This is a genomic window from Noviherbaspirillum cavernae, from assembly GCF_003590875.1.
GTDB lineage: Bacteria > Pseudomonadota > Gammaproteobacteria > Burkholderiales > Burkholderiaceae_D > Noviherbaspirillum > Noviherbaspirillum cavernae.
Genome location: NZ_QYUN01000002.1, coordinates 1,247,961 through 1,268,232, shown reverse-complemented (window position 1 = coordinate 1,268,232; position 20,272 = coordinate 1,247,961). Strand labels below are relative to the sequence as shown.

Annotated in this window: 20 protein-coding genes and 1 riboswitch; of the genes, 11 read left to right on the top strand and 9 right to left on the bottom strand. The window is 61.3% G+C overall.

The window, feature by feature from the left end; genetic code table 11:
* Positions 1-17 precede the first annotated feature (17 nt).
* The 5 genes from D3870_RS05955 to D3870_RS05935 all read right to left on the bottom strand — a co-directional run bounded on the left by D3870_RS05955 (position 18) and on the right by D3870_RS05935 (position 5,125).
* Complete coding sequence (locus tag D3870_RS05955; protein ID WP_199710536.1) at positions 18-551, bottom strand: hypothetical protein; 534 nt, start codon at positions 549-551, stop codon at positions 18-20.
* A gap of 20 nt (positions 552-571) precedes the next feature.
* Positions 572-1,300: an ABC transporter ATP-binding protein gene (locus tag D3870_RS05950; protein WP_119737477.1), complete on the bottom strand. Its 729-nt coding sequence runs from the start codon at positions 1,298-1,300 to the stop codon at positions 572-574.
* Positions 1,291-2,307: a FecCD family ABC transporter permease gene (locus D3870_RS05945; protein ID WP_119741743.1), complete on the bottom strand. Its 1,017-nt coding sequence runs from the start codon at positions 2,305-2,307 to the stop codon at positions 1,291-1,293. Before D3870_RS05945 ends, D3870_RS05950 begins: the two co-directional genes overlap by 10 nt.
* 24 nt (positions 2,308-2,331) lie before the next feature.
* Positions 2,332-3,078 (bottom strand): substrate-binding domain-containing protein, encoded by a 747-nt coding sequence (locus tag D3870_RS05940; protein ID WP_119737476.1) that lies wholly within the window; start codon positions 3,076-3,078, stop codon positions 2,332-2,334.
* A gap of 154 nt (positions 3,079-3,232) precedes the next feature.
* The gene (locus D3870_RS05935; protein WP_119737475.1) at positions 3,233-5,125 is read right to left on the bottom strand and encodes a TonB-dependent receptor domain-containing protein; all 1,893 of its coding nucleotides are present in this window, start codon (positions 5,123-5,125) and stop codon (positions 3,233-3,235) included.
* A gap of 163 nt (positions 5,126-5,288) precedes the next feature.
* A riboswitch (cobalamin riboswitch) is annotated at positions 5,289-5,545 on the bottom strand.
* Positions 5,546-5,665: 120 nt separating this feature from the next.
* Between D3870_RS05935 and D3870_RS05930 the strand changes: the two genes are divergently transcribed.
* From D3870_RS05930 to D3870_RS05920, 3 genes are all read left to right on the top strand, one after another.
* Positions 5,666-6,541, top strand: coding sequence for an alpha/beta hydrolase (locus D3870_RS05930; RefSeq protein WP_242489877.1), 876 nt, complete (start codon positions 5,666-5,668; stop codon positions 6,539-6,541).
* A 193-nt stretch (positions 6,542-6,734) separates the two neighbouring features.
* Positions 6,735-7,508, top strand: a complete 774-nt coding sequence (locus tag D3870_RS05925; RefSeq protein ID WP_119737473.1) for a protein phosphatase CheZ — start codon at positions 6,735-6,737, stop codon at positions 7,506-7,508.
* Positions 7,508-9,310, top strand: a complete 1,803-nt coding sequence (locus D3870_RS05920) for a chemotaxis protein CheA (RefSeq protein WP_199710534.1) — start codon at positions 7,508-7,510, stop codon at positions 9,308-9,310. The genes D3870_RS05925 and D3870_RS05920 overlap by 1 nt, the downstream gene beginning before the upstream one ends.
* 36 nt (positions 9,311-9,346) lie before the next feature.
* Here D3870_RS05920 and D3870_RS05915 read toward each other — a convergent pair whose 3' ends face one another.
* The 3 genes from D3870_RS05915 to D3870_RS05905 all read right to left on the bottom strand — a co-directional run bounded on the left by D3870_RS05915 (position 9,347) and on the right by D3870_RS05905 (position 11,332).
* Positions 9,347-9,925, bottom strand: a complete 579-nt coding sequence (locus D3870_RS05915; protein ID WP_119737469.1) for a VOC family protein — start codon at positions 9,923-9,925, stop codon at positions 9,347-9,349.
* Positions 9,926-10,132: 207 nt separating this feature from the next.
* Positions 10,133-11,131 carry a fumarylacetoacetate hydrolase family protein gene (locus D3870_RS05910; protein WP_119737468.1) on the bottom strand — a complete coding sequence of 333 codons (999 nt, stop codon included), beginning with the start codon at positions 11,129-11,131 and terminating at the stop codon, positions 10,133-10,135.
* Between the two features lie 54 nt (positions 11,132-11,185).
* Positions 11,186-11,332 carry a tripartite tricarboxylate transporter substrate-binding protein gene (locus D3870_RS05905; protein WP_158590388.1) on the bottom strand — a complete coding sequence of 49 codons (147 nt, stop codon included), beginning with the start codon at positions 11,330-11,332 and terminating at the stop codon, positions 11,186-11,188.
* A 118-nt stretch (positions 11,333-11,450) separates the two neighbouring features.
* Here D3870_RS05905 and D3870_RS05900 point away from each other — a divergent pair, with 118 nt between their 5' ends.
* A complete protein-coding gene (locus D3870_RS05900) occupies positions 11,451-12,317 on the top strand; it encodes an IclR family transcriptional regulator (protein WP_119737464.1) in 867 nt (288 codons plus the stop codon).
* 92 nt (positions 12,318-12,409) lie between these two features.
* On the opposite strand, the gene D3870_RS05895 is transcribed toward D3870_RS05900, so the two are convergent.
* Complete coding sequence (locus tag D3870_RS05895; protein WP_119737462.1) at positions 12,410-13,351, bottom strand: CysB family HTH-type transcriptional regulator; 942 nt, start codon at positions 13,349-13,351, stop codon at positions 12,410-12,412.
* A gap of 140 nt (positions 13,352-13,491) precedes the next feature.
* Between D3870_RS05895 and D3870_RS05890 the strand changes: the two genes are divergently transcribed.
* Genes D3870_RS05890 through cobA form a run of 7 tightly spaced genes read left to right on the top strand, consistent with a single transcriptional unit; the run spans position 13,492 to position 20,255 of the window.
* Positions 13,492-14,265, top strand: a complete 774-nt coding sequence (locus D3870_RS05890; protein ID WP_119737460.1) for a sulfite exporter TauE/SafE family protein — start codon at positions 13,492-13,494, stop codon at positions 14,263-14,265.
* 9 nt (positions 14,266-14,274) lie between these two features.
* Positions 14,275-15,969: a nitrite/sulfite reductase gene (locus D3870_RS05885; protein WP_119737458.1), complete on the top strand. Its 1,695-nt coding sequence runs from the start codon at positions 14,275-14,277 to the stop codon at positions 15,967-15,969.
* On the top strand, positions 15,962-16,483 hold the full coding sequence (locus tag D3870_RS05880) for a DUF934 domain-containing protein (protein WP_119737456.1): 522 nt from the start codon (positions 15,962-15,964) through the stop codon (positions 16,481-16,483). Before D3870_RS05885 ends, D3870_RS05880 begins: the two co-directional genes overlap by 8 nt.
* Positions 16,480-17,199 carry a phosphoadenylyl-sulfate reductase gene (locus tag D3870_RS05875; protein WP_119737454.1) on the top strand — a complete coding sequence of 240 codons (720 nt, stop codon included), beginning with the start codon at positions 16,480-16,482 and terminating at the stop codon, positions 17,197-17,199. The genes D3870_RS05880 and D3870_RS05875 overlap by 4 nt, the downstream gene beginning before the upstream one ends.
* A gap of 4 nt (positions 17,200-17,203) precedes the next feature.
* Positions 17,204-18,151, top strand: a complete 948-nt coding sequence (cysD, locus tag D3870_RS05870; protein ID WP_119737452.1) for a sulfate adenylyltransferase subunit CysD — start codon at positions 17,204-17,206, stop codon at positions 18,149-18,151.
* Entirely contained in the window at positions 18,151-19,491 is a 1,341-nt protein-coding gene (locus tag D3870_RS05865; protein WP_119737450.1) for a sulfate adenylyltransferase subunit 1, read from the top strand. The genes cysD and D3870_RS05865 overlap by 1 nt, the downstream gene beginning before the upstream one ends.
* Before the next feature lie 8 nt (positions 19,492-19,499).
* Complete coding sequence (gene cobA, locus D3870_RS05860; protein ID WP_119737448.1) at positions 19,500-20,255, top strand: uroporphyrinogen-III C-methyltransferase; 756 nt, start codon at positions 19,500-19,502, stop codon at positions 20,253-20,255.
* The last annotated feature ends 17 nt before the right edge of the window (positions 20,256-20,272 follow it).

Here is a 20,272-nt window from a genome sequence, read left to right as displayed (position 1 = left end):
GCAACCGTGAGATGGCTTCAGCCGTAGCTTTTGCTCACGAAGGGCGTTTCCATCAATCCCCGGCGCTGGTTGATGACCAGCGTCAGGGTGAAAAAGAAGTTGCACATCAGGTTGCACATTCTGGGCAATTCCATCGGTACCGCCCACCCCTCCTGCTCCACCCGCACCATGCAGCGGATCGCCTTCTTGGCAGCCGAACGCGCCATGTGCAACTGCGGCACCGGCATCTGTCCGCGCGGCAGCACGAAGCCTTGCACGCGGTCCGCGAGTTCATCGCGATAGTGCGCCAGCCGTCCCTGCAACCATTGAATATCCTCCTCCCCGATCGCCATACGCCCACGTATCGAGCCGTTGACATGGAACGCCAAGGGCTGCACGCGATCCAGGTCGGCGGCGATGTCGCGCATCGACGACTCCGCTTCTGGCAGCAGCGACAAGGCTGCGCCGATGTGACCGCATAGCTCGTCGGTCACGACTTCGAAATCGCACAGGCTGGACACTTCGTAGATGAAGGGATAGCAGAGCTCGTCCCGATTCTTGCCTGGTTTCATGGGCATCTACTCATGGATATCTACTTCAGCGCAACAACAGGTGGATTGGCCACCAGGTCCACATGGACGGGCACCTGGAAAACCTCGGAAAGATGGTGCTCGGTCAGCACTTCGGCGGGCCGGCCGAGCGCATGGATAGCGCCCTCGCGCAGCAGGCAAAGCCGGTCGCAGTAGCGCGCTGCCAGGCCGAAATCGTGGATCGACAGGATCACGCCGCGTTCGCCATCGGCATAAGTTCGCAACGCTTCCATCACGCTGCGCTGGTGCAGCAAATCGAGGCTGGCAATGGGCTCGTCGGCCAGCAGCAGCCGGGGTTGCCCCGCCAGCACGCGCGCCAGCCACACCCTGGCTTGCTCGCCGCCGGACAAGCGATCGACCCGCCGTCCCAACAAAGTTTCGATACCGGCTTGCCGGGCGGCGTCCCGCAGGGCTTGAGGATTGTTATCGCCCCAAGGCAAGCGGCCCAGCGCGACCACGTCTTCCACCTGCAGCGCCCACGCGCTGCCGGAGGATTGCGGCAGGAAGCCGATGCGTTGTGCCCGTTGGCGCATCGCCAGCCCGGCCAAGGCATGCCCTTCGAAATCGACCTCGCCCTGGTAGTCGAGGATGCCCGCAAGACATTGCAGCAAGCTCGATTTGCCTGCGCCGTTGGGACCGATGACGCCGAGGATTTCCCCCGGCGCCAGCGCGAAGGACACGTCGGCTAATCGACGGGCGCAATGCAGATGACGCACGTCGATCAGAGCCATTGCCTGCGCTCCCTCCAGACCAGCCAGATGAACAGCGGCGCGCCGATCAGCGAAGTCAGCACGCCGAGCTTGATTTCCCGTCCGGGCGGCAACAGGCGCACCACCATGTCCGCCAGACCGACCAGGATCGCGCCGGCCAACGCCGATGGCAGCAGCAGGCGCTCAGGGCGATGCCGCACCAGCGGGCGCATCAGATGCGGCACGATCAGCCCGACGAAACCGATGCTGCCAGCAATCGATACCGACGCGCCAACCAACAAAGCCACTCCCAGCACCAGCATCCGCCCGCCCCGCGCAAACGACAGGCCCATGCTTTGCGCCGCCTGCTCCCCCAGGCTCAAGGCCGCCAGCAAGCGGCGCTGCCCCCAGATCAGCACGCCACCGACGAGCAATGCAGGTAGCAATATCCGCAACTGCCCCAGGCCGCGTTCGGAAACCGAGCCCAGCAACCAAAACACCAGTTCCTGCATGGCGTAGGGATTGGGCGCGAAGTTCAGTACCGCCGCCAGCGCCGCGCCAGTCAGGGTCGAAATCGCCAGCCCGGCGAGGATCACTTGGGAAGGCCGCGCAGCACCCGCCAGCGCCAGCATCAGCAAGAGCGCCAGTCCGGCGCCGATCAGGCCCGCCATGGCGGGAGCCATCTCGCCGAGACCGGGGAACAGGCCGAAATAGAACACCGCCGCCGCGCCGAGCGCTGCGCCCTGACTCGCCCCGGTGAGTCCCGGATCGGCCAGCGGGTTGCGCAGCAGGCCCTGCAAGGCCGCACCGCTCAAGCCGAGACAGGCGCCTACCAGTAGGGATAACAAGGTGCGCGGCAGCCGGATCTCGCCCACGATCATCGCGGCGACACTCGGGCGTCCGGCCAGCCAGTCGCACAAGCCGTCGAACACCGGCACCGGCACCGAGCCGACCGCCAGCGACAGGACGGCGACCATCAGCAGCACCGCGCCCAGCGCGGGAACGGCCAATGCGGAAGCGGTCAATCCGTCAGCGGTCGGTCGTGTCATCGCCTCATTCACGCATTCATCCATTTACTCATTCTCGCTCAGGGCATGGCGCAATTCCCGCACCAGCTCCCATGTCCACGGGCCGGGACATTGCCAGCGCCAGGGATCGCTCGTCAGCCAGCGCGAGGCAGGCACCGACCGCTTCAGCACCGGATGCTCGGCAAAGCGGTTTGCCAACGCCGGACTGGCCGGTGCCGCCCAGAGTACGGCATCCGGCGGATCGACGGCGATGCGTTCGAGGTCCAGCCGCACATAGCCGCTGTCCTGCAAATAGTTGGTCCAGCCGGCACGCTGCAGGATTTCATCTTCCAGCGTGCCGCGTCCGGTGCCGATGCCATTGGCACCCAACAATAGCAGCCGCTTACTGCCTGTTCGCGCTGCAGGCGCGACGGGCTCGCTCGCCAGCGCCTCGGGCAATCCGAGCAGGGACAGCACGCGCTTTTCATAAGGCGCGACGTCCGACAACTGCGTCGGCAACGGCAACACCTCGACCTGCTTGCCGAGCGCCTGCAGCCGCCCGCGCAACAGCAAGGCGTTGTACTGGCCGGTGATGACGAAATCGGGCTGGAACTGGAGGACTTGCTCCAGCGTGCCGTCATGCGCCGGCCACGGCATCGCCATTCCATCCAGCCGCCACCGCTGACTGAGCGGCGATAACGCGACCGCCCGGTCGTGCGGTGCATAGCGCGCCAGCAACCAGTCAGTACAAAGGTCGAGCGACACCACCCGGCGTGGCGGCTCGCCGGCCACCGGGCCGGCAAGCATTGCCATCGCCAACAGCAGGGCGGCTTTAGTTCGCTTGGAGACTGTTTCAAAATGAAGCGAAGCGGTTCTGGCTAGACGCTGTGTCCGCAGACAGTACGAAAAGTACAAGAAGTACGCTGAGGACACAGCAACGACGCCAGAATCTTTTTGAAACGGTCTCTTAGTTCGGCGTGTAGCGAATCCCGACGAAAGCCGTGGTACCCAGCGTGCCATAGGTGTTGAGGTTGGTGTAGTTGAAATAATCGGCACGACTCGTCTCATACTGCTTGTCGAACAGGTTGTCGATCCTGCCTTCCAGCGACCAGTTCTTGCTGAGCGCGTAACGTGCCGTCAGGTTGACCAAGGTATAGCCGCCCATCCGTCCGGTCTCCCTCGTCGAAGCATACCGGCTTCCCACGCTGTTCAGTTCCACCCCAGTTTCCAGCAAGCCCAACCTGCGCAACACTGCGACCTGCGCCTTGTTGCGCGCGCGCAGCGGCAATTGCTTGCGGCTTTCTTCGTTGACGGCATCGAGCCAATCGTAGGACGCACGCAGGTTCCAGTCACCGAATTTACCGGAATACGCCAGCGTGACGCCTTCCAGCGAAGCACGTCCGATATTGATGCTCTGGAAGGTGAACGGGTCATAGCCGATCAGGTTGGTGACGTTGTTGCGATAGTAGGTCGCGGACGCACTGTGTTTGCCCTGCTCCCACACGAGACCGATTTCGCGGTTCTTCGCCTCTTCCGGCTGCAAGGCGGGATTGCCATAGATCGGCATGTAGAGCTGCGACAGGCTCGGCGCCTTGAAGGCCGTGCCGTAGCTGGCCTGCGCACGCCATTGCGGCGTCAACTGATAACCATAGGCCAGTCCATAAGTGTCCTTGCTGCCGAAAGCAGAATGCTCGTCGTGACGCGCATTGAGCTGCCAACGATGGCGGTTCCAATTACCCGTCCAGCCGGCCAACAGGGAGTTGTTCCTCATGCTGTCGCGTCCGTCGAAGTTCTGGCTCGGCGAACCTTGCTGCTCCAGATGCTCCGCCGCCAGCAGCAATTTTCCCAGCGACAGATCGATATCGTTCTGCCAGCTCAACTGGCGGTTTTGCGTTTCGAACGTCGAGACTTCTGGACTGCCCATGAAGTCGAGCGAATGTATCGATGTCCACTCGGTCGTCTGCCCATACAGCAGGTTGCTGCGCCAGGACGAGGTAATCCGGTTCTTGGAAAACACCTGCCATTGCGAGGAGCGGAAGTCGTTGTAGAAATCGTAATTGCTGTTTGCCGGCACATTACCACTGTCGAAATGGCTGCGGCCTTCGTTGTGGCGCACGCTCGCGCCCAGCTCCTGCCCCTGCGCAGGGAGGAAGGAAAATGCCACCGAACCGGCGTTGTTGTAGTAGCCCTCCTTGTCGGCATCCTGACGGGTCGCGTTAGTCTGCGCGGAAATACCCTGCGTCGAATCGCGGCTGCCGTCCACCCGCAAACGCCACTGTTCGCCGCCCGCGGAAATGCCGGCATTCGCCTGATAAGTGTTGTGCGTGCCGTAGCCGATGAAGCCGTCCGCCTTCACTCCTGGCTCGCCCTTGCGCGTGAAAATCTGGATCACGCCGCCGATCGCATCGGCGCCATACAACGTCGATGCCGGGCCGCGCAGGATCTCGATGCGCTCGACATTGGCCAGCGGCAGGTTGTACAGCGCCGAGCTGCCGGATTGGTCGGCGGCGCCGTTCAGCGGCAGACCATCGACCAAAACCTTGACCTGATTCGTATTGGCACCACGGACGAAGAACCCCGTCTGCGCCCCTTGACCGCCCGAGCGATAGGATTGGATGCCCGCCTGGCGCGTCAGCAGTTCGACGATGGTGTCGCCGCTGTTGCGTTCGATCTCTTCGCGGTCGATGACCGTCACATCGGATAGCAGATCGGAAGCGCGCGTCTCCTGGCGGGTGGCTGTCACCACCACCGGCGACAACATGGGTTCCGCCGCCTGCGCAGCGCCCGAAATGGGAAAGGAAAAGGCAAAGGAAAGTGCGGATGCGATCACAGTCGGCATCCAGTGTGTCTGGCGTTGCATGATGATGATTTTCGAATGAAACCTCGGCTTGCCTCCCCGCAAGCCGAATTCAATGGAAGCTGGCCCGGATCAGATCGCAAGACGAAAGATGCAGCGACGTTCGCATGGTTCGTTCATTCATGCGTTCATGCCGTATCTCGTGCTTGCGACTCACCCCGTTCGCTCACTTCCCCCTGTCTTGGCCGGTATCCGGGCTAACAAGTCATATTTCGCCTTCCCATGCATAGTGCACAGTGGCTGATCGAAACATCTTGTCGCTGAACAAATTCAGCGACGCTTGTTTTACCGTTGCGGGGGCAGCACACGTTAACCAAACAACAAGAGCTTGACCTGAATCATCAGGACAAGCTCCGGCTCCGTGTTTCCCGTTTAACTGCGCGCATGAACATGCGCGCGGGCACCAAAACGCAGGCAGTGTATTCGCAGCATCGCATTGCGTCAAATTGAGCGGTCAATCCCGTCCATCTCTGCGTGCCCGATTCAGACGCAAGGCATTACACTGTGCGCCACATTACCGACCAACCAATGCATTCCCGATCAATGAAAAATCCCAGCGAATACTACAGCCAGCAATACAACGCACGTGCCGCCATTCCAGATCATCCCTACATCTTCACGCGCTGGGCGAAAGACTCCGCGCATGTGCGCCGCACGACCGCCGCCCTGTTCGATCTCGCCTATGGCGAATCGAGCGGCGAACGACTTGACTTCTTCCCGACCAATCGCAGCGGCGCGCCGCTGCTCGTCTTCATCCACGGCGGCTGGTGGCGCTCGCTGGACAAATCCGATTTTTCCTTCGTCGCGCCGGGTTATGTCAACGCCGGATACAACGTCGCACTGACGAATTACACGCTGGCGCCGGCGGCATCGCTGGACGAGATCGTGCGCCAGCAATTGCGTGCGCTGGCCTGGCTGTATCGCCACGCGGAGCAGTACGACTTCGATCCGGAACGGATCGTGGTCGCCGGACATTCCGCCGGAGGTCATCTGACGGCAATGATGCTGGCAGCCGTGTGGCCGGCGTGGGAAAAGGATTTGCCATCGGACTTGGTGAAAGGCGGTGTCACGATGTCCGGCCTGTTCGAGCTGGAATCGGTGCGGCATGTCGATTTCGTGAAAGCCGACCTGAAACTGACCGAACAGGATGTCGCGCCGCTGTCACCGGCATGGATGCCGCAGGCGCACAATGCGCCCTTCATCACCGCCGTCGGCGGTCTGGAGTCGGATGAGTTCCGCCGTCAATCGAAGCTGTTGTCCGACAACTGGAGTGCCAACCATCGCGCCGATATCGCGCTGCCAGGCATCAATCACATGACGATATGCGATGCCTTTGCCACGCCCGGCAATCCGCTGTTCGAAGCGACGCTTGCCTTGCTTGCCGATGTGGAAAAGTCTGCGGTAAAGCGCAGGGATTGATGCGCTTCGGACGCAACACTTGCGTTTCTTTCAGCTTGGCTCATTTCCATCGCCGGTATTATCATGCGAATGTTGCCTTGCGGAAATAAGCGGGAATATTTCTGCGCTCAGGGCGCAAAAACACTAAAGAATCAGTGAGCTGCCGCCGTTGAGATAGTTCAAGGCTCACTAAAAGATATGGGGAAGTATTGACATGACCGACGCAGCAGACGATTTGGAAGCCTTGTTTGACGAAATAGCGGCACAGCGCCCCGAGCCAGCCGCAATATCGGAACCTGCGCCGCAGGCAGCCGCCGTCGCAGAACCGGAACAGGCGCAATCGGAACAGCAGACCGGCGACGCCCCGCTCGAGGAGCAATCCGGCAGACCGATGTACGAGCGCCTGGGGAACATCGTCCGCCTGCTGCACGATTCGCTGCGCGAGCTGGGCTACGACCGCTCGCTGTCGGATGTTGCCAGCCAGATCACGGATGCACAGGGCAGACTCGAATACATCGCCACACTCACCGAGCAGGCCGCCGACAAGGTATTGAATGCTGTCGATAGCGGCATGCCGGAACAGGATGAACTGGCGAAAACCGCCAAGGACATGGATGTGCGCTGGACGCAGCTGTTCGAGGGCAAGCTCAGCATCGAGGAATTCAAGCGACTGGCCGGCGATTCGAAGCAGTTCGCGGCAACCGTCACGGCGGCGACCGATGCCGAGAAGGCGCGTCTGCTGGACATCATGATGGCGCAGGACTTCCAGGACATCACCGGCCAGCTGATCAAGAAAATCGTCGCCATCACCAGCGCCGCCGAGCGCGAGCTGGCGCAGCTGCTGCGCGACAACGCGCCTCCCGAAGTCAAGGCCGCCATGGCCGCCGAACAGCAGAAGCCTGTGGAGCTGATGCAGGGTCCGGCGACCGACGGCAAGGCGATGGCGCAGGATGACGTGGACAGTCTGCTTGCCGATCTGGGGTTCTGATGGATGACATGCTCAAAGAATTCGTCGTCGAAGCGCTCGATCTCGCGACGAACGTAGAGGAGCACCTGCTCTCGCTGGAGCGACGCCCCGATGACACGGATGCGCTCAATGCCTTGTTCCGCTCCTTCCACACCATCAAGGGCGGTGCGGGTTTCATGAATCTGCCGGCCATCGTGTCCGCCTGCCATCTGACGGAAAACCTGTTCGATGCACTGCGCACCGGCCAGGTGCCGGTGACGCCGACCGCTATCGAAGCCGGCTTGCAGGCCAGCGGTTTCGTCGCGGATCAGTTGACCAAGCTCGCGCACGGCGACGCGCCTGAAAGCCTGCCGGCGATGCCGGGCGAACTGGAAGACATTCTGACGCAGGCGATCGAAGGCCGCGAAGCGCAGCCCGCTGTTGCAGCCGCAGCCGAACCCGCCATCAATACTGACAACACCGGCAACGCTGCCATCGCCACTATCGCCGACTCGGACGACGGTCTCGATTGGGAAGCGTTGTACCGTGCCGTCGTGCCGGCGGGCGTCCAGCTCGTTTCCAGCAATGCGAAACCAGCCGCCGCGTCACCCGCCAGGACTTCGGTGGAAGACGGCGCCCGACCGATTACTGCTGCGGTCAAGGAAGACAGCATCCGCATCGATGCGGTCAAGCTGGACGCTCTGCTCGAAGTGGCTGGCGAATCCGTCCAGGCCGCCAACCAGGCCAGCGTGTTGCTGGAAAAACTCGCGCAATTCAAGTTCGATGGCCAGGCTGCCGCACTGATGTCGGCGCTGGCCGAAACGCTAGGCCGAGCCTCGCGCTATTCGACCGAACTGCAGCGCGCAACGCTGTCCACGCGCATGCAGCCCGTGGGCCGGCTGTTCCAGAAATTCCCGCGACTGGTGCGCGAACTTGCCAAGGATCTCGGCAAGGAAGTGGAGCTGGTGATCGAGGGTGCGGAAACCGAAGTGGACCGCGTAGTGGTCGACAGCCTGTACGATCCTCTCGTGCACATGCTGCGCAATGCGCTCGACCATGGCATCGAGGAAGCATACGATCGCCTCGGCACAGGCAAGCCACCCAAGTCCACCATCCTGCTCAAGGCATGGCAGGAAGGCAGCAGCGTGATGATCGAGCTGGCCGACGACGGCAAGGGCATGGACCCGGACAAGCTGCGCGCCAAAGCGATCTCCAAGGGATTGATCAGCGAACATGCCGCGCAGACGGCGGAAGAAGCCTATCAACTCGTTTTCCTGCCGGGCTTCTCCACCAAGGAAGTCGCGTCCAGCGTATCGGGCCGCGGCGTCGGCATGGACGTCGTCAAGACCGCCGTCGAAAAGCATCGCGGCGCGATCCGCATCGACTCAAAACTCGGGGAAGGCACCCGCTTCACGATCCGCCTGCCGATCGAACTGTCGATCGTGCCGACCATGCTGGTCCGTACCGCAGGCGCTGCGCTGGCCATGCCGATGGCCGTGGTGGAGCGCGTGGTGGAATTGCCGGACACGTTCGACGGTGTCGGCGGCGCGCCGGTATTGCGCGATCAGGGCCGTCCGCTGGCGGTGCGATCGCTGGCAAGCATTCTCGGTTACGAGCCGGGCAGAGAGAAGGTCGGCGTCGTCATCGCCGCGCCGCAACCCTACATCCTCGCCGTGGATGGCGTCGATGGCACAGCCGACCTCGTGATCAAGCCGCTGACCGCACTGGCTGTGCCGGGCATCAACGGCACCGGACGTTCGGCCGAAGGCGAACTGGTGCTGGTGATCAGCCTCGCCTTCCTGCTCGACGGCTGCCAGGTCAACGCCACTCGACTGGCTGCGTGACATTGTGAAAAGAGGCGCGGATTGCCGCGCATCTTTTCATTCTCTGCCTTGTTTCTTCTGCGCCAGACGTTCAGCCTTTTCCTTCGTCCACGCGGCCAGTTTCTCTCGCACGCCCTGCTGCTCGCTCGCCATCTGCGCCTCCGGCGCAAGCTGCGCGCACAATTCCAGACGCACGCCATTCGGATCGAAGAAGTAGATCGACTTGAAGATGCGATGATCGGTCACGCCAAGCACATCGACGCCATGCGCCACCAATCGCGCTTTCATCGCTTCCAGCTGCGCCACCGACGCGACGCTGAAGGCAACGTGGCTGACCCATGCCGGCGTGTTCGGCGAAGGCGCCGGCATCACATCGTCACCGAGATCGAAGAAGGCGATGCAGGAACCGTCGGTCATGCGAAAGAAAATATGCACGTACGGACAAAACTCACCGGTGGACGGCACGATGTCGTTGCGGATGTAGTGAAACAAGGGTAGACCGAGAATGTCCTCGTAGAAATGCCGTGTCTCTTCCGCGTCGCGGCAGCGGTACGCCAGGTGATGCAGGCCGCTGATGGAGACAGCGGCGGGAATATCGGCTGTCTGACCGATGGGAGTGGCTGCTAGTGTAGTCATCGTGACCTCCTGTATTTCATGCGTCAGTAACAGTCGCTGGAATTGCGCATGACTTGCTGCTGCTCCGACAGGCTGTCATTCCGCAGCGACTGAGGAATCCCCGAGGCTGGAATGCCGGCCGGACATGCGTTCCCTCGTTGCGATCGGAATGACGAGGTATCGCGATCCTGCCGGGCGCGTGAATTTCATCTCCACTCGCGCAGCAAATCACTCGCCCTTCTTCGCCCCGAGCTGCACAACCTGCTGGTTGATCGCACCGAAAATCGACTTGCCGTTGCCGTCCATCATTTCGAGCCGGATCGTGTCGCCAAACTTCATGAACGGCGTTTTCATTTCGCCATTGGCGATCATTTCCAGGCAGCGTTTTTCCGCGATGCAGCTGTAGCCCTTGCCTGCATCCTTGTTCGACACCGTTCCCGAACCGATGATCGAGCCGGCGCGGGCGCGGCGCGTCTTGGCCAGATGCGCGATCAGTTGCGGGAAGCTGAACACCATGTCGATGCCGGCATTCGGCTGTCCGACTTGTGCGCCGTTCCAGGTCACGCGCAGCGGCAGATTGACCTTACCTTCCCGCCATGCATCGCCCAGTTCGTCGGGCGTCACCGCGACCGGCGAAAAGCTCGACGCCGGTTTCGACTGGAAGAAGCCGAAGCCCTTTGCCAGTTCCGCCGGGATCAGGTTGCGCAGCGACACATCGTTGACCAGCATCAGCAGCTTGATATGCGATGCGGCCCGTTCCGGCGTCGCGCTCATCGGCACGTCGTCGGTAATGACCGCGAGCTCGCCCTCGAAATCGATGCCCCACTCATCCGACGCCAGCACGATGTCGTCCGTCGGCCCGATGAAATCGTCGGAGCCGCCCTGGTACATCAGCGGATCGTGCCAGAACGATTCCGGCATTTCCGCATTGCGCGCCTTGCGCACCAGTTCGACGTGATTGACGTAGGCCGAACCATCCGCCCATTGGTAGGCGCGCGGCAGCGGCGCCATGCAACGGGATGGATCGAAATCGAAGGGGCGATGCGCCTTGCCGGCGTTGAGTTGTTCATAGAGCGCCTGCAATTGCGGCTCCATGAAGGCCCAGTCGTCCAGCGCACGCTGCAGCGTCGGCGCAATGCCGTCGGCCAGATGTGCGGTCTTCAGGTCGCGGGAAACAACGGCGAGCTGGCCGTCGCGCGTGCCGTCTTTCAGAGTGGCAAGTTTCATGTGTCTATCCTGTAGTTCTGCGTCAATGAATCAATCGGAATCAGTCGAGCAAAATCAATCAAGCGTCAGCTGACGCTCCTTGATCAGCGCATGCCAGCGCGCCGTTTCGGTCTTGATGTGGTTCGCCATCTGTTCCGTCGTGCCCGCCAGCGGCTCGACGCCGAAATCAGTCAGTTTGCGAACCAGTTTCACATTGCGCATCTTGCTTCCTATTGGGCTTGTTCGCTGATGGTCAAATATCAAAAACTGATCTATCATCGCTCGATATTACGCTTTATGAAATTTATTCACCATATCGTAATACTACCATCAAAGAACAATGAAGCAATCACCCAGGATCAAGGACGAAACGAGCCATTCCAGCGAGCAGCAAGGCATTCAATCCGTTGAAGTCGCGGCCCCCTTGCTGCTCGCGCTGGCCAATGCACCCGGCCCGCTTGCCTTGTCGGCACTGGCCAGAAATGCGGGCATGCCGTCCGCCAAGGCGCATCGCTATCTGGTCAGCCTGATCCGTGTCGGCCTGGTGGAACAGGATGCCGCCACCGGCTTGTACGATCTGGGGGCGCTGGCGCTGGAACTCGGTCTGGCCGCGCTCGGCCGGCTCGACGCGGTCAAGCTGGCGGACGAGGCGATGACCAGCCTGCGCGACGCAACCGGCGAAACGGTGGCGCTTGCGACCTGGGGCAATTTCGGGCCGACCTATATCCGGCTGCTGCAATCGCGCGGCCCGGTGACGGTCAACCTGCAGATCGGCAGCGTCATGCCGCTGACCTATACCGCCAGCGGCCTCTGCTTCGCCGCCTTCATGCCGGAAAGCGAAACGCGGGACATGCTGGACAAGGAATTGATGCGCAACCGCGACGAGAAACTGAATGCCCCCTCCACCATGGAAGCGCTTGCCCCGCTGCTTGCGGAAACGCGGCAGCACGGCATGGCCCGCATGATCGGGCATCTCGATCCATCGGAAGTACGGAGACCCAGCATCAGCCGGACGGCGGAGCGCCTGCTGGCGGGATTCAATGCATTCTCCGCGCCTGTTTTCGATCACGAAGCTCGCATGCGCTTCTGCCTGACCGTGGTCGGGTCGTCCGCGCATATCGATGGGGCGTGGGACGGGGACATCGCGCAGGCGACAAAAGCGCATGCGCAACAACTCTCGCAGCGGCTGGGGTATCGCGCAGTTTGACAGGCGGGCTGACGCCGGCTTGCCGGAATGGCATATGCACGAATGCGTGCCTAATTCGTGCCTATCCTGCCGGGGCCAAAGCCCCGGCGGCTTCATAATTCGTACGCATCCTTCTCGCCGCTCATCAACTGCTCGATCAGCTTGCGATTGAGCGTCGGCGTCAGCAGCTCGATGAATGTGTATACATAACCGCGCAGATAAGCGCCCTGCTTCAGCGCCACGCGCGACACATTGGTACCGAACAGATGGCCGACCGGGATCGCCCGCAGGTTCCTGTCGCGCTCCGGATCGTATGCCATCCCGGCAATGATGCCGACCCCCAGCCCGAGTTCGACATAGGTCTTGATCACGTCGGCATCGATGGCTTCGAGCAATACGTCGGGGTTGAGTCCGCGCAACGAAAAGGCATGGTCGATCTTGGCGCGCCCCGCAAACGCCGCGTCGTAGGTAATGATCGGATACGTGCCGATCTCTTCCAGCGTCAGCGCCTTGGATTTGAGCAGAGGGTGGTCCAGCGGGACGACGACGACGTGCTCCCATTGATAGCAGGGAATCGTGATCAAGCCGTCCGCATTGGCGATCGATTCGGTCGCAAGGGCGAGATCGGCCTGATCCTTCAGTACCATTTCCGCAACCTGCTTGGGATTACCTTGCAGCAGGGAAAGCCGAACCTTCGGATACTTTTGTGTAAACGCCTGCACCACCTTGGGCAAGGTGTAGCGCGCCTGCGTATGCGTGGTCGCGATCGTGAAGCTGCCGCTGTCCTGCGCCGCGAATTCCTTGCCGATGCGCTTCAAGCCATCGATTTCCTGCATGATCAGCTCGACCGATTTCAGGATGGCCCTGCCCGGCTCGGTCAGGCCGCGAATACGCTTGCCGTGGCGCGTGAATATATCCACGCCCAGCTCTTCCTCCAGCTCGATGATCGCCTTGGACACGCCCGGCTGCGACGTGTAGAGCGCTTTGGCCGCTTCCGTCAGGTTGAAGTTCTGCCGCACGGCTTCGCGAACGAAGCGCAATTGATGGAGGTTCATCGCATCCTCTGTTTATTGTCTATTCAGCATCCATTTTTCGCTTTTGTTTATGCCGAATGAGCATATAAGCAAATAAATACTCTGTAGTTTGGAATAAGAAATAAGTTTATTACGATTCATGCTCGTTTGCGAAGGATCATATGACTGTAACTTATGTACTCTCCGGTTTTGCTGTCGGGCTGCTGGTCGGACTGACCGGCGTCGGCGGCGGATCGCTGATGACACCATTGTTGACTCTCATGTTCGGCGTATCTCCCACTGTCGCGGTCGGCACCGACCTCGCATTTGCCTCCACCACCAAGGCGGTCGGCACGCTTGCGCATCGGGTCCGCGGCACCGTACGCTGGGACGTCGTCCGCCACCTGTGCCTCGGCGCGCTGCCGGCGGCGCTTGCCACCACGCTGGCGCTCAAGTATTTCGGCCAGCTTGACAAGGAAATCGGCAAGATCATTCGCTACTCCATCGCAGGCTCTGTTCTGCTGACGGTTTTTGCGCTGTTATTCAGAGGCCGCATGCAGGCATGGGTGCTCGCGCATCCCGAAAAACAGCTGCAAGGCCGCGGCCTCGCCGCTGCAACCATCATCATCGGCGCCGTGCTTGGCGCCCTGGTGACCATTTCCTCGATCGGTGCCGGCGCGGTCGGCGCCACGCTGCTCGTATTGCTCTACCCGCGACTATCGCCGGCGGAAATCGCTGGCACGGACATCGCGTACGCCGTACCATTGACGGCCATCGCCGCCGCCGGTCACTGGTGGCTGGGATCAATCAACTGGATGCTGCTGGCAACCCTGCTGTTGGGGTCGGTTCCAGGCATCACCATCGGCTCCCTCGCCGCTCGCGCAATGCCCGAAAAATTCATGCGTGCCTTGCTGGCGGCAACGCTGACGGCTGTCGCCGCAAAACTGGTTTTTTAAGGACTGAAGATGTATCGCTACGACCAATATGACTTCCAGATCGTCAAGGAACGCGCTGCACAATACCGCGATCAAGTTCGCCGACGCCTGTCAGGCGAGCTGAGTGAAGACGAATTCCGCCCGCTGCGCCTGCAGAACGGCCTGTACATGCAGCGTCACGCTTACATGCTGCGCATCGCCGTCCCGTACGGCCTGCTGTCGTCGGCGCAGATGCGCATGTTCGCGCACATCGCGCGCGAACATGACCGCAACTACGGCCACTTCACCACGCGCCAGAACATCCAGTTCAACTGGATCGAGCTGGAAGAAACACCCGACATTCTCGACAAGCTGGCCTCGGTCGAAATGCATGCGATCCAGACGTCCGGCAATTGCATCCGCAACATCACTTCGGACGAGTACTGCGGCATCGCACCGGACGAGATCGTCGACCCGCGCCCATTCGCCGAGATTCTGCGTGAATGGAGCACTTTCCATCCGGAATTCGCTTACCTGCCGCGTAAATTCAAGATCGCGATCAACGGCTCGGTGGAAGACCGCGCAGCGACCGCCTTGCACGATATCGGCTTGCACGCCGTGAAGAACGAGCAAGGCGAAGTCGGCTTCAAGGTGCTGGTCGGTGGCGGCATGGGCCGCACCCCCATCCTCGGCAGCGTGATCCGCGAGTTCCTGCCGTGGCAGCACCTGCTCTCCTACATCGAAGCCATCATGCGGGTATACAACCAGCATGGCCGCCGCGACAACATCTACAAGGCGCGCATCAAGATTCTGGTGAAGGCAATCGGCATCGAGGAATTCCAGCGCCAGACCGAGGAAGAATGGCAAGACCTGAAGAACGGCCCCAGCACCATTCCGCAGGAAGAAGTCGACCGCGTGGCGGCCTATTTCGCGCCGCCCAACTACGAATCCCTGCCAGCCACCGATGCGGCAGTGGAGCAGTTGAAAGCAGAAGACAAGGCATTTGCGAACTGGATCAAGCGCAACGTCAAAGGGCACAAGACTCCCGGCTACAAGGCCGTCGTGCTGTCACTGAAGAAGACCGGCGTGCCGCCGGGCGACGCCACCGACGACCAGATCGAACTGGTGGCCGACCTGGCCGACCGCTACAGCTTTGGCGAGCTGCGTGTGACACATGAGCAGAACCTGGTGCTGGCCGACGTCAAGCAGTCCGACCTCATTGCACTGTGGAAGGAAGCGAAGGCGAACGGTCTGGCCACACCCAATATCGGCCTCCTGACCGACATCATCTGCTGCCCCGGCGGCGACTTCTGCTCGCTGGCGAACGCGAAGTCGATTCCGATCGCGGCCGACATCGCGGAACGTTTCGACAACCTCGATTTCCAGCACGACATCGGCGAGATCGAACTGAACATCTCGGGATGCATCAACTCCTGCGGTCACCATCACATCGGTCACATCGGCATTCTCGGCGTCGACAAGGATGGCAGCGAGTGGTACCAGGTGTCGATCGGCGGCTCCCAGGGCAATGAGTCCAGCATCGGCAAGATCATCGGCCCCTCGTTCGCGGCCAACCAGATGCCGGAAGTGATCGACCGTCTGCTGCAGGTCTACCTGCGCGACCGGATCGAAGACGAGCGCTTCATCGACACGGCGCGCCGCATCGGCATCGCGCCGTTCAAGGAGCATGTCTATGCAACACCCATCAAGATTGCCCATCCCGCAGGAGAGGATGCATATGCGTAACATCATCAAGAACCGCACGGTTGTCGCCGACGACTGGACCGTGTTGCGGCTGGCGGAAGGCGATGCGCCCGAAGCGATCGCCGTTCCCGCCGGCAAAGTCATCGTGCCGCTCGCTGTATGGAAGGTGCAGCGTGAAAAGCTGCAGGGCCGCGCCGACCTGGGCATATGGCTGGCCAGCAGCGAGCGCGCGGAAGAGCTCAAGGGCGAACTTGATCATTTCAAGCTGATCGCTGTCGATTTTCCGAAATTCATGGATGGCCGCGGTTACTCCACTGCCTACAATCTGCGCGTGCGCCTCGGATATGCCGGCGAACTGCGCGCCATCGGCGACGTCCTGCGCGACCAGTTGTTCTACATGCAGCGCGTCGGCTTCGATGCATTTGCCGTGCGCGAAGACAAGGACATTCACGATGCCGTGAAGGGCTTGACCGACTTTTCGGAAACCTACCAGAACTCGTGGGATCAGAAGAATCCGCTGTTCCGCCGCGCGAAACGCGCCGGAGTCCCCGCATGAGCGACTACGACCAGCTCGTAGCCGATACACAAGCCACGCTGGAGCGCATTGCATGCGATTTTTCGCCTGCCGTGTTCGCATCCAGCCTGGCGGCGGAAGACATGGTGCTGACCGACCTGATCCTGCGCGCGAAGCTGCAGGACAAGATAGGCATCTTCTCGCTGGAGACCGGCCGCCTGCACAAGGAAACGCTGGGCGTGCTGGACCGTATCAAGGAAACCTACGGCTATGACGTTGCGCTGTACAAGCCGGAGCAGGCTGCCGTCGATGCCTACGTGCAGCAGAACGGCCTGAACGCCTTTTACGACAGCGTCACGATGCGCAAGGAATGCTGCCGCATTCGCAAGGTCGAGCCATTGAAGCGCGCGCTGTCCGGTAACAAGGCGTGGATCACCGGACAACGCCGCGCGCAATCGACGACGCGCGCCGCGCTCGACGTGCAGGAAAACGACGAAGCGCACGGCATGACGAAATTCAATCCGCTGGCCGACTGGTCGGAAGAAGACGTGTGGCATTACATCCGCAGCAACAACGTGCCGTACAACCCCCTGCACGACAAGGGGTATCCGTCGATCGGCTGCGAACCCTGTACGCGTGCGATCCAGCCGGGTGAAGACGTGCGCGCCGGACGCTGGTGGTGGGAAAATCCGGAAACAAAGGAATGCGGCCTGCATGTGGTCGATGGCAAGCTCGTTAGAACCAAATCGGTAGCGTGAAACTATGAATACAGCAGTCGAAAATCCTTTTCTGAATACCGCCAAAGGCTCAGTCAATGAGCGCCACCTCGATTGGCTGGAGTCGGAAGCGATCCACATCATGCGCGAGGTCGCAGCCGAATGCACGAATCCGGCTTTGCTCTTCTCCGGCGGCAAGGACTCGATTGTCCTGCTGCGCATAGCGGAAAAGGCCTTCCGTCCAGGAAAATTCCCCTTCCCGCTGGTGCATATCGATACCGGCCACAACTTCCCGGAGGTCATCGCCTTCCGCGACAAGCGCGTGGCCGAACTGGGCGAAAAATTGATCGTCGGCTCGGTCGAGGACTCGATCAAGCGCGGCACGGTGCGTCTGCGCAATCCGCAAACCGATTCGCGCAATGCGGCGCAAGCGGTGACCTTGCTGGAGACAATTGCCGAGTACAAGTTCGACGCCTGCATCGGCGGCGCGCGCCGCGATGAAGAAAAGGCCCGCGCGAAGGAACGCATCTTTTCCTTCCGCGATGAATTCGGCCAGTGGAATCCGAAGGCGCAACGTCCCGAACTCTGGGACCTGTACAACACCCGCGTGCATCCGGGCGAAAACATGCGCGTGTTCCCGATCTCGAACTGGACCGAACTCGACGTCTGGCAATACATTGCGCGCGAAAAGCTGACGCTGCCGCAGATTTACTTTGCGCACGAGCGCCAGGTGATCCCGCGCAATGGGCTGCTGGTGCCGCTGACCGATCTGACGCCGCCGAAGGAAGGGGAAACGGTCGAGACCCGCGTCGTGCGCTTCCGCACCGTCGGCGACATCTCCTGCACCTGCCCGGTTGCATCGGACGCGGCAGACGTTGACGCGATCATTGCCGAAACCGCCGTGACCCAGATCACCGAACGCGGCGCGACCCGCATGGACGACCAGACATCGGAAGCATCGATGGAAAAACGCAAGAAGGAAGGATATTTCTGATGAGTGGGAACGTAACGGCGGCCGTAGTCGCGGAACAAAACCTGTCGAACGCTGTTTCGTCCGAGCGCGGACTGCTGCGCTTCATTACGGCCGGCTCGGTGGATGACGGCAAGAGCACATTGATCGGCCGCTTGCTGTTCGACAGCAAGGGCATTTTCGCCGACCAGCTCGATGCGATTTCGCGCGCCAGGCACAAGCGTACTGTGGGCGACACCATCGACCTGTCGCTGCTGACCGACGGCCTGGAAGCCGAACGCGAACAAGGCATCACCATCGACGTCGCTTACCGCTATTTCGCGACGCCCAAGCGCAAGTTCATCATCGCCGACACGCCGGGACACGAGCAGTACACCCGTAACATGGTGACCGGCGCATCGACTGCCGACGCCGTGATCATCCTGATCGACGTGTCGAAGGTGAAGCTGAACGACGACGGCAGCGTCGAGCTGCTGACGCAAACCAAGCGCCACTCGACCATCGCGCATTTGCTGCGCATCGAACACGTGATCGTGGCGGTCAACAAGATGGATCTGGTCAACTACGACCAAGTCGTGTACGACCGCATCGTCAATGCTTATCAGCAGTTCGCGCAGCAGCTGGGGTTGACGGACATTCGCCCGATCCCGCTGTCCGCGCTGGCCGGCGACAACGTAGTGGAACGCGGCGACAAGATGCCGTGGTACAGCGGACCGACCTTGATCGAATTGCTGGAATCGCTTTCCGTGTATGACGAATCGCACGACGAGCCGTTCCGTTTCCCGGTGCAACTGGTGGCGCGCCACAACGGTCATGAAGCCAACGATTTCCGCGGCTACATGGGCCGTGTCGAGGCGGGCAAGGTAAGCAAGGGAGACAAGCTGGTCGTACAACCCGGTGGCCAGAGTGCGACCGTGAAGGATATTCTCACGCTGGACGGCTCGCTGGACTCCGCCGTGGTCGGCCAGTCCGTCACCGTGCTGCTTGACGAATATGTGGACATTTCGCGCGGCGACATGCTCGCTGCCGCCGACAGGCCTGCAACGCTGCTGAAGACGGTCGATGCCGAAATCTGCTGGCTGTCGGAAGAGCCGCTCGACATGCGCCGGAAATATTGGCTGAAACACACGACCAAGCAGGTTGCCGCCCGCGTCACGAAGATCGACACCCTGCTCGACATCAACACGCAGGAAAGGCGCGCAGCCGACGCGCTGAAACTGAACGACATTGCCACGGTATCGATCAACGTGCAGCAGGCGCTCGCTGCGGATGCGTACGATGCGAGCCGTTCGACCGGCGCATTCATCCTGATTGACGAGGTCACGCACCAGACCGTCGCCGCGGGCATGATCCGGATCGACTGACCCCGCTGATGTCGTCATTCAAACAGGAAACACAGGGCACAGGCAAGCACGGCAAGGTCTATCTGCTTGGCGCGGGTCCGGGTGCCGCCGACCTGATCACGGTACGCGGCGCCCGCATCCTGGCTCGGGCGGAAGTCGTGCTGTACGATGCGCTCGTCACGGAAGAGATGCTGGAGCTGTGCCCGCAAGCACTCAAGGTTTCCGTCGGCAAGCGCTCCGGACAGCGCTCGACGGCGCAAGTGCTGATCAACCAGCAGCTCGTCGCGTTTGCGAAGAAATACAAGCTCGTAGTGCGTCTCAAGGGAGGCGATCCGATGCTGTTCGGCCGCGCGGATGAGGAATTGCACGCGCTGGAAGCGGAAGGCATCGACGTGGAAATCATTCCGGGTATCACCGCCGCGCTGGCCGCCGCCGCATCCACCAGGCAACCGCTGACCAAGCGCGGCGTTGCGCGCAGCGTCGCGCTGTTCACCTCCAGCACCGCCCCAGATCATCCGGAAGAAACCACGCTGCCCGACTGCGACACGCTGGTGCAATACATGGGCGGCAAGGAGGCGATTGCAACCGCCCGCAAACTCCTGAGCCAGGGACGCTCACCGCAGCTGCCGGTGGTGGTGATCGAGAACTGCAGCCGTCGCAATGAACGCATCCTGCGATTGCATCTGGGTGAGTTGGAGCAGGGGCTGACCCAGTGTCACGGGCCGGTGCTGGTCATGATCGGCGAGGCGCTGGCAGCACGCATTCACGAATCTGCCACAAAGTGAGCGAGACCAAGTGAGCG

What these genes read in the sequence shown, in the direction of transcription:
- D3870_RS05955 (WP_199710536.1), bottom strand. Translation starts at nt 551, where the DNA reads ATGAAACCAGGCAAGAATCGGGACGAGCTCTGCTATCCCTTCATCTAC.
- D3870_RS05950 (WP_119737477.1), bottom strand. Translation starts at nt 1,300, where the DNA reads ATGGCTCTGATCGACGTGCGTCATCTGCATTGCGCCCGTCGATTAGCC.
- D3870_RS05945 (WP_119741743.1), bottom strand. Translation starts at nt 2,307, where the DNA reads ATGACACGACCGACCGCTGACGGATTGACCGCTTCCGCATTGGCCGTT.
- D3870_RS05940 (WP_119737476.1), bottom strand. Translation starts at nt 3,078, where the DNA reads ATGGCAATGCTTGCCGGCCCGGTGGCCGGCGAGCCGCCACGCCGGGTG.
- D3870_RS05935 (WP_119737475.1), bottom strand. Translation starts at nt 5,125, where the DNA reads ATGCAACGCCAGACACACTGGATGCCGACTGTGATCGCATCCGCACTT.
- D3870_RS05930 (WP_242489877.1), top strand. Translation starts at nt 5,666, where the DNA reads ATGAAAAATCCCAGCGAATACTACAGCCAGCAATACAACGCACGTGCC.
- D3870_RS05925 (WP_119737473.1), top strand. Translation starts at nt 6,735, where the DNA reads ATGACCGACGCAGCAGACGATTTGGAAGCCTTGTTTGACGAAATAGCG.
- D3870_RS05920 (WP_199710534.1), top strand. Translation starts at nt 7,508, where the DNA reads ATGGATGACATGCTCAAAGAATTCGTCGTCGAAGCGCTCGATCTCGCG.
- D3870_RS05915 (WP_119737469.1), bottom strand. Translation starts at nt 9,925, where the DNA reads ATGACTACACTAGCAGCCACTCCCATCGGTCAGACAGCCGATATTCCC.
- D3870_RS05910 (WP_119737468.1), bottom strand. Translation starts at nt 11,131, where the DNA reads ATGAAACTTGCCACTCTGAAAGACGGCACGCGCGACGGCCAGCTCGCC.
- D3870_RS05905 (WP_158590388.1), bottom strand. Translation starts at nt 11,332, where the DNA reads ATGCGCAATGTGAAACTGGTTCGCAAACTGACTGATTTCGGCGTCGAG.
- D3870_RS05900 (WP_119737464.1), top strand. Translation starts at nt 11,451, where the DNA reads ATGAAGCAATCACCCAGGATCAAGGACGAAACGAGCCATTCCAGCGAG.
- D3870_RS05895 (WP_119737462.1), bottom strand. Translation starts at nt 13,351, where the DNA reads ATGAACCTCCATCAATTGCGCTTCGTTCGCGAAGCCGTGCGGCAGAAC.
- D3870_RS05890 (WP_119737460.1), top strand. Translation starts at nt 13,492, where the DNA reads ATGACTGTAACTTATGTACTCTCCGGTTTTGCTGTCGGGCTGCTGGTC.
- D3870_RS05885 (WP_119737458.1), top strand. Translation starts at nt 14,275, where the DNA reads ATGTATCGCTACGACCAATATGACTTCCAGATCGTCAAGGAACGCGCT.
- D3870_RS05880 (WP_119737456.1), top strand. Translation starts at nt 15,962, where the DNA reads ATGCGTAACATCATCAAGAACCGCACGGTTGTCGCCGACGACTGGACC.
- D3870_RS05875 (WP_119737454.1), top strand. Translation starts at nt 16,480, where the DNA reads ATGAGCGACTACGACCAGCTCGTAGCCGATACACAAGCCACGCTGGAG.
- cysD (WP_119737452.1), top strand. Translation starts at nt 17,204, where the DNA reads ATGAATACAGCAGTCGAAAATCCTTTTCTGAATACCGCCAAAGGCTCA.
- D3870_RS05865 (WP_119737450.1), top strand. Translation starts at nt 18,151, where the DNA reads ATGAGTGGGAACGTAACGGCGGCCGTAGTCGCGGAACAAAACCTGTCG.
- cobA (WP_119737448.1), top strand. Translation starts at nt 19,500, where the DNA reads ATGTCGTCATTCAAACAGGAAACACAGGGCACAGGCAAGCACGGCAAG.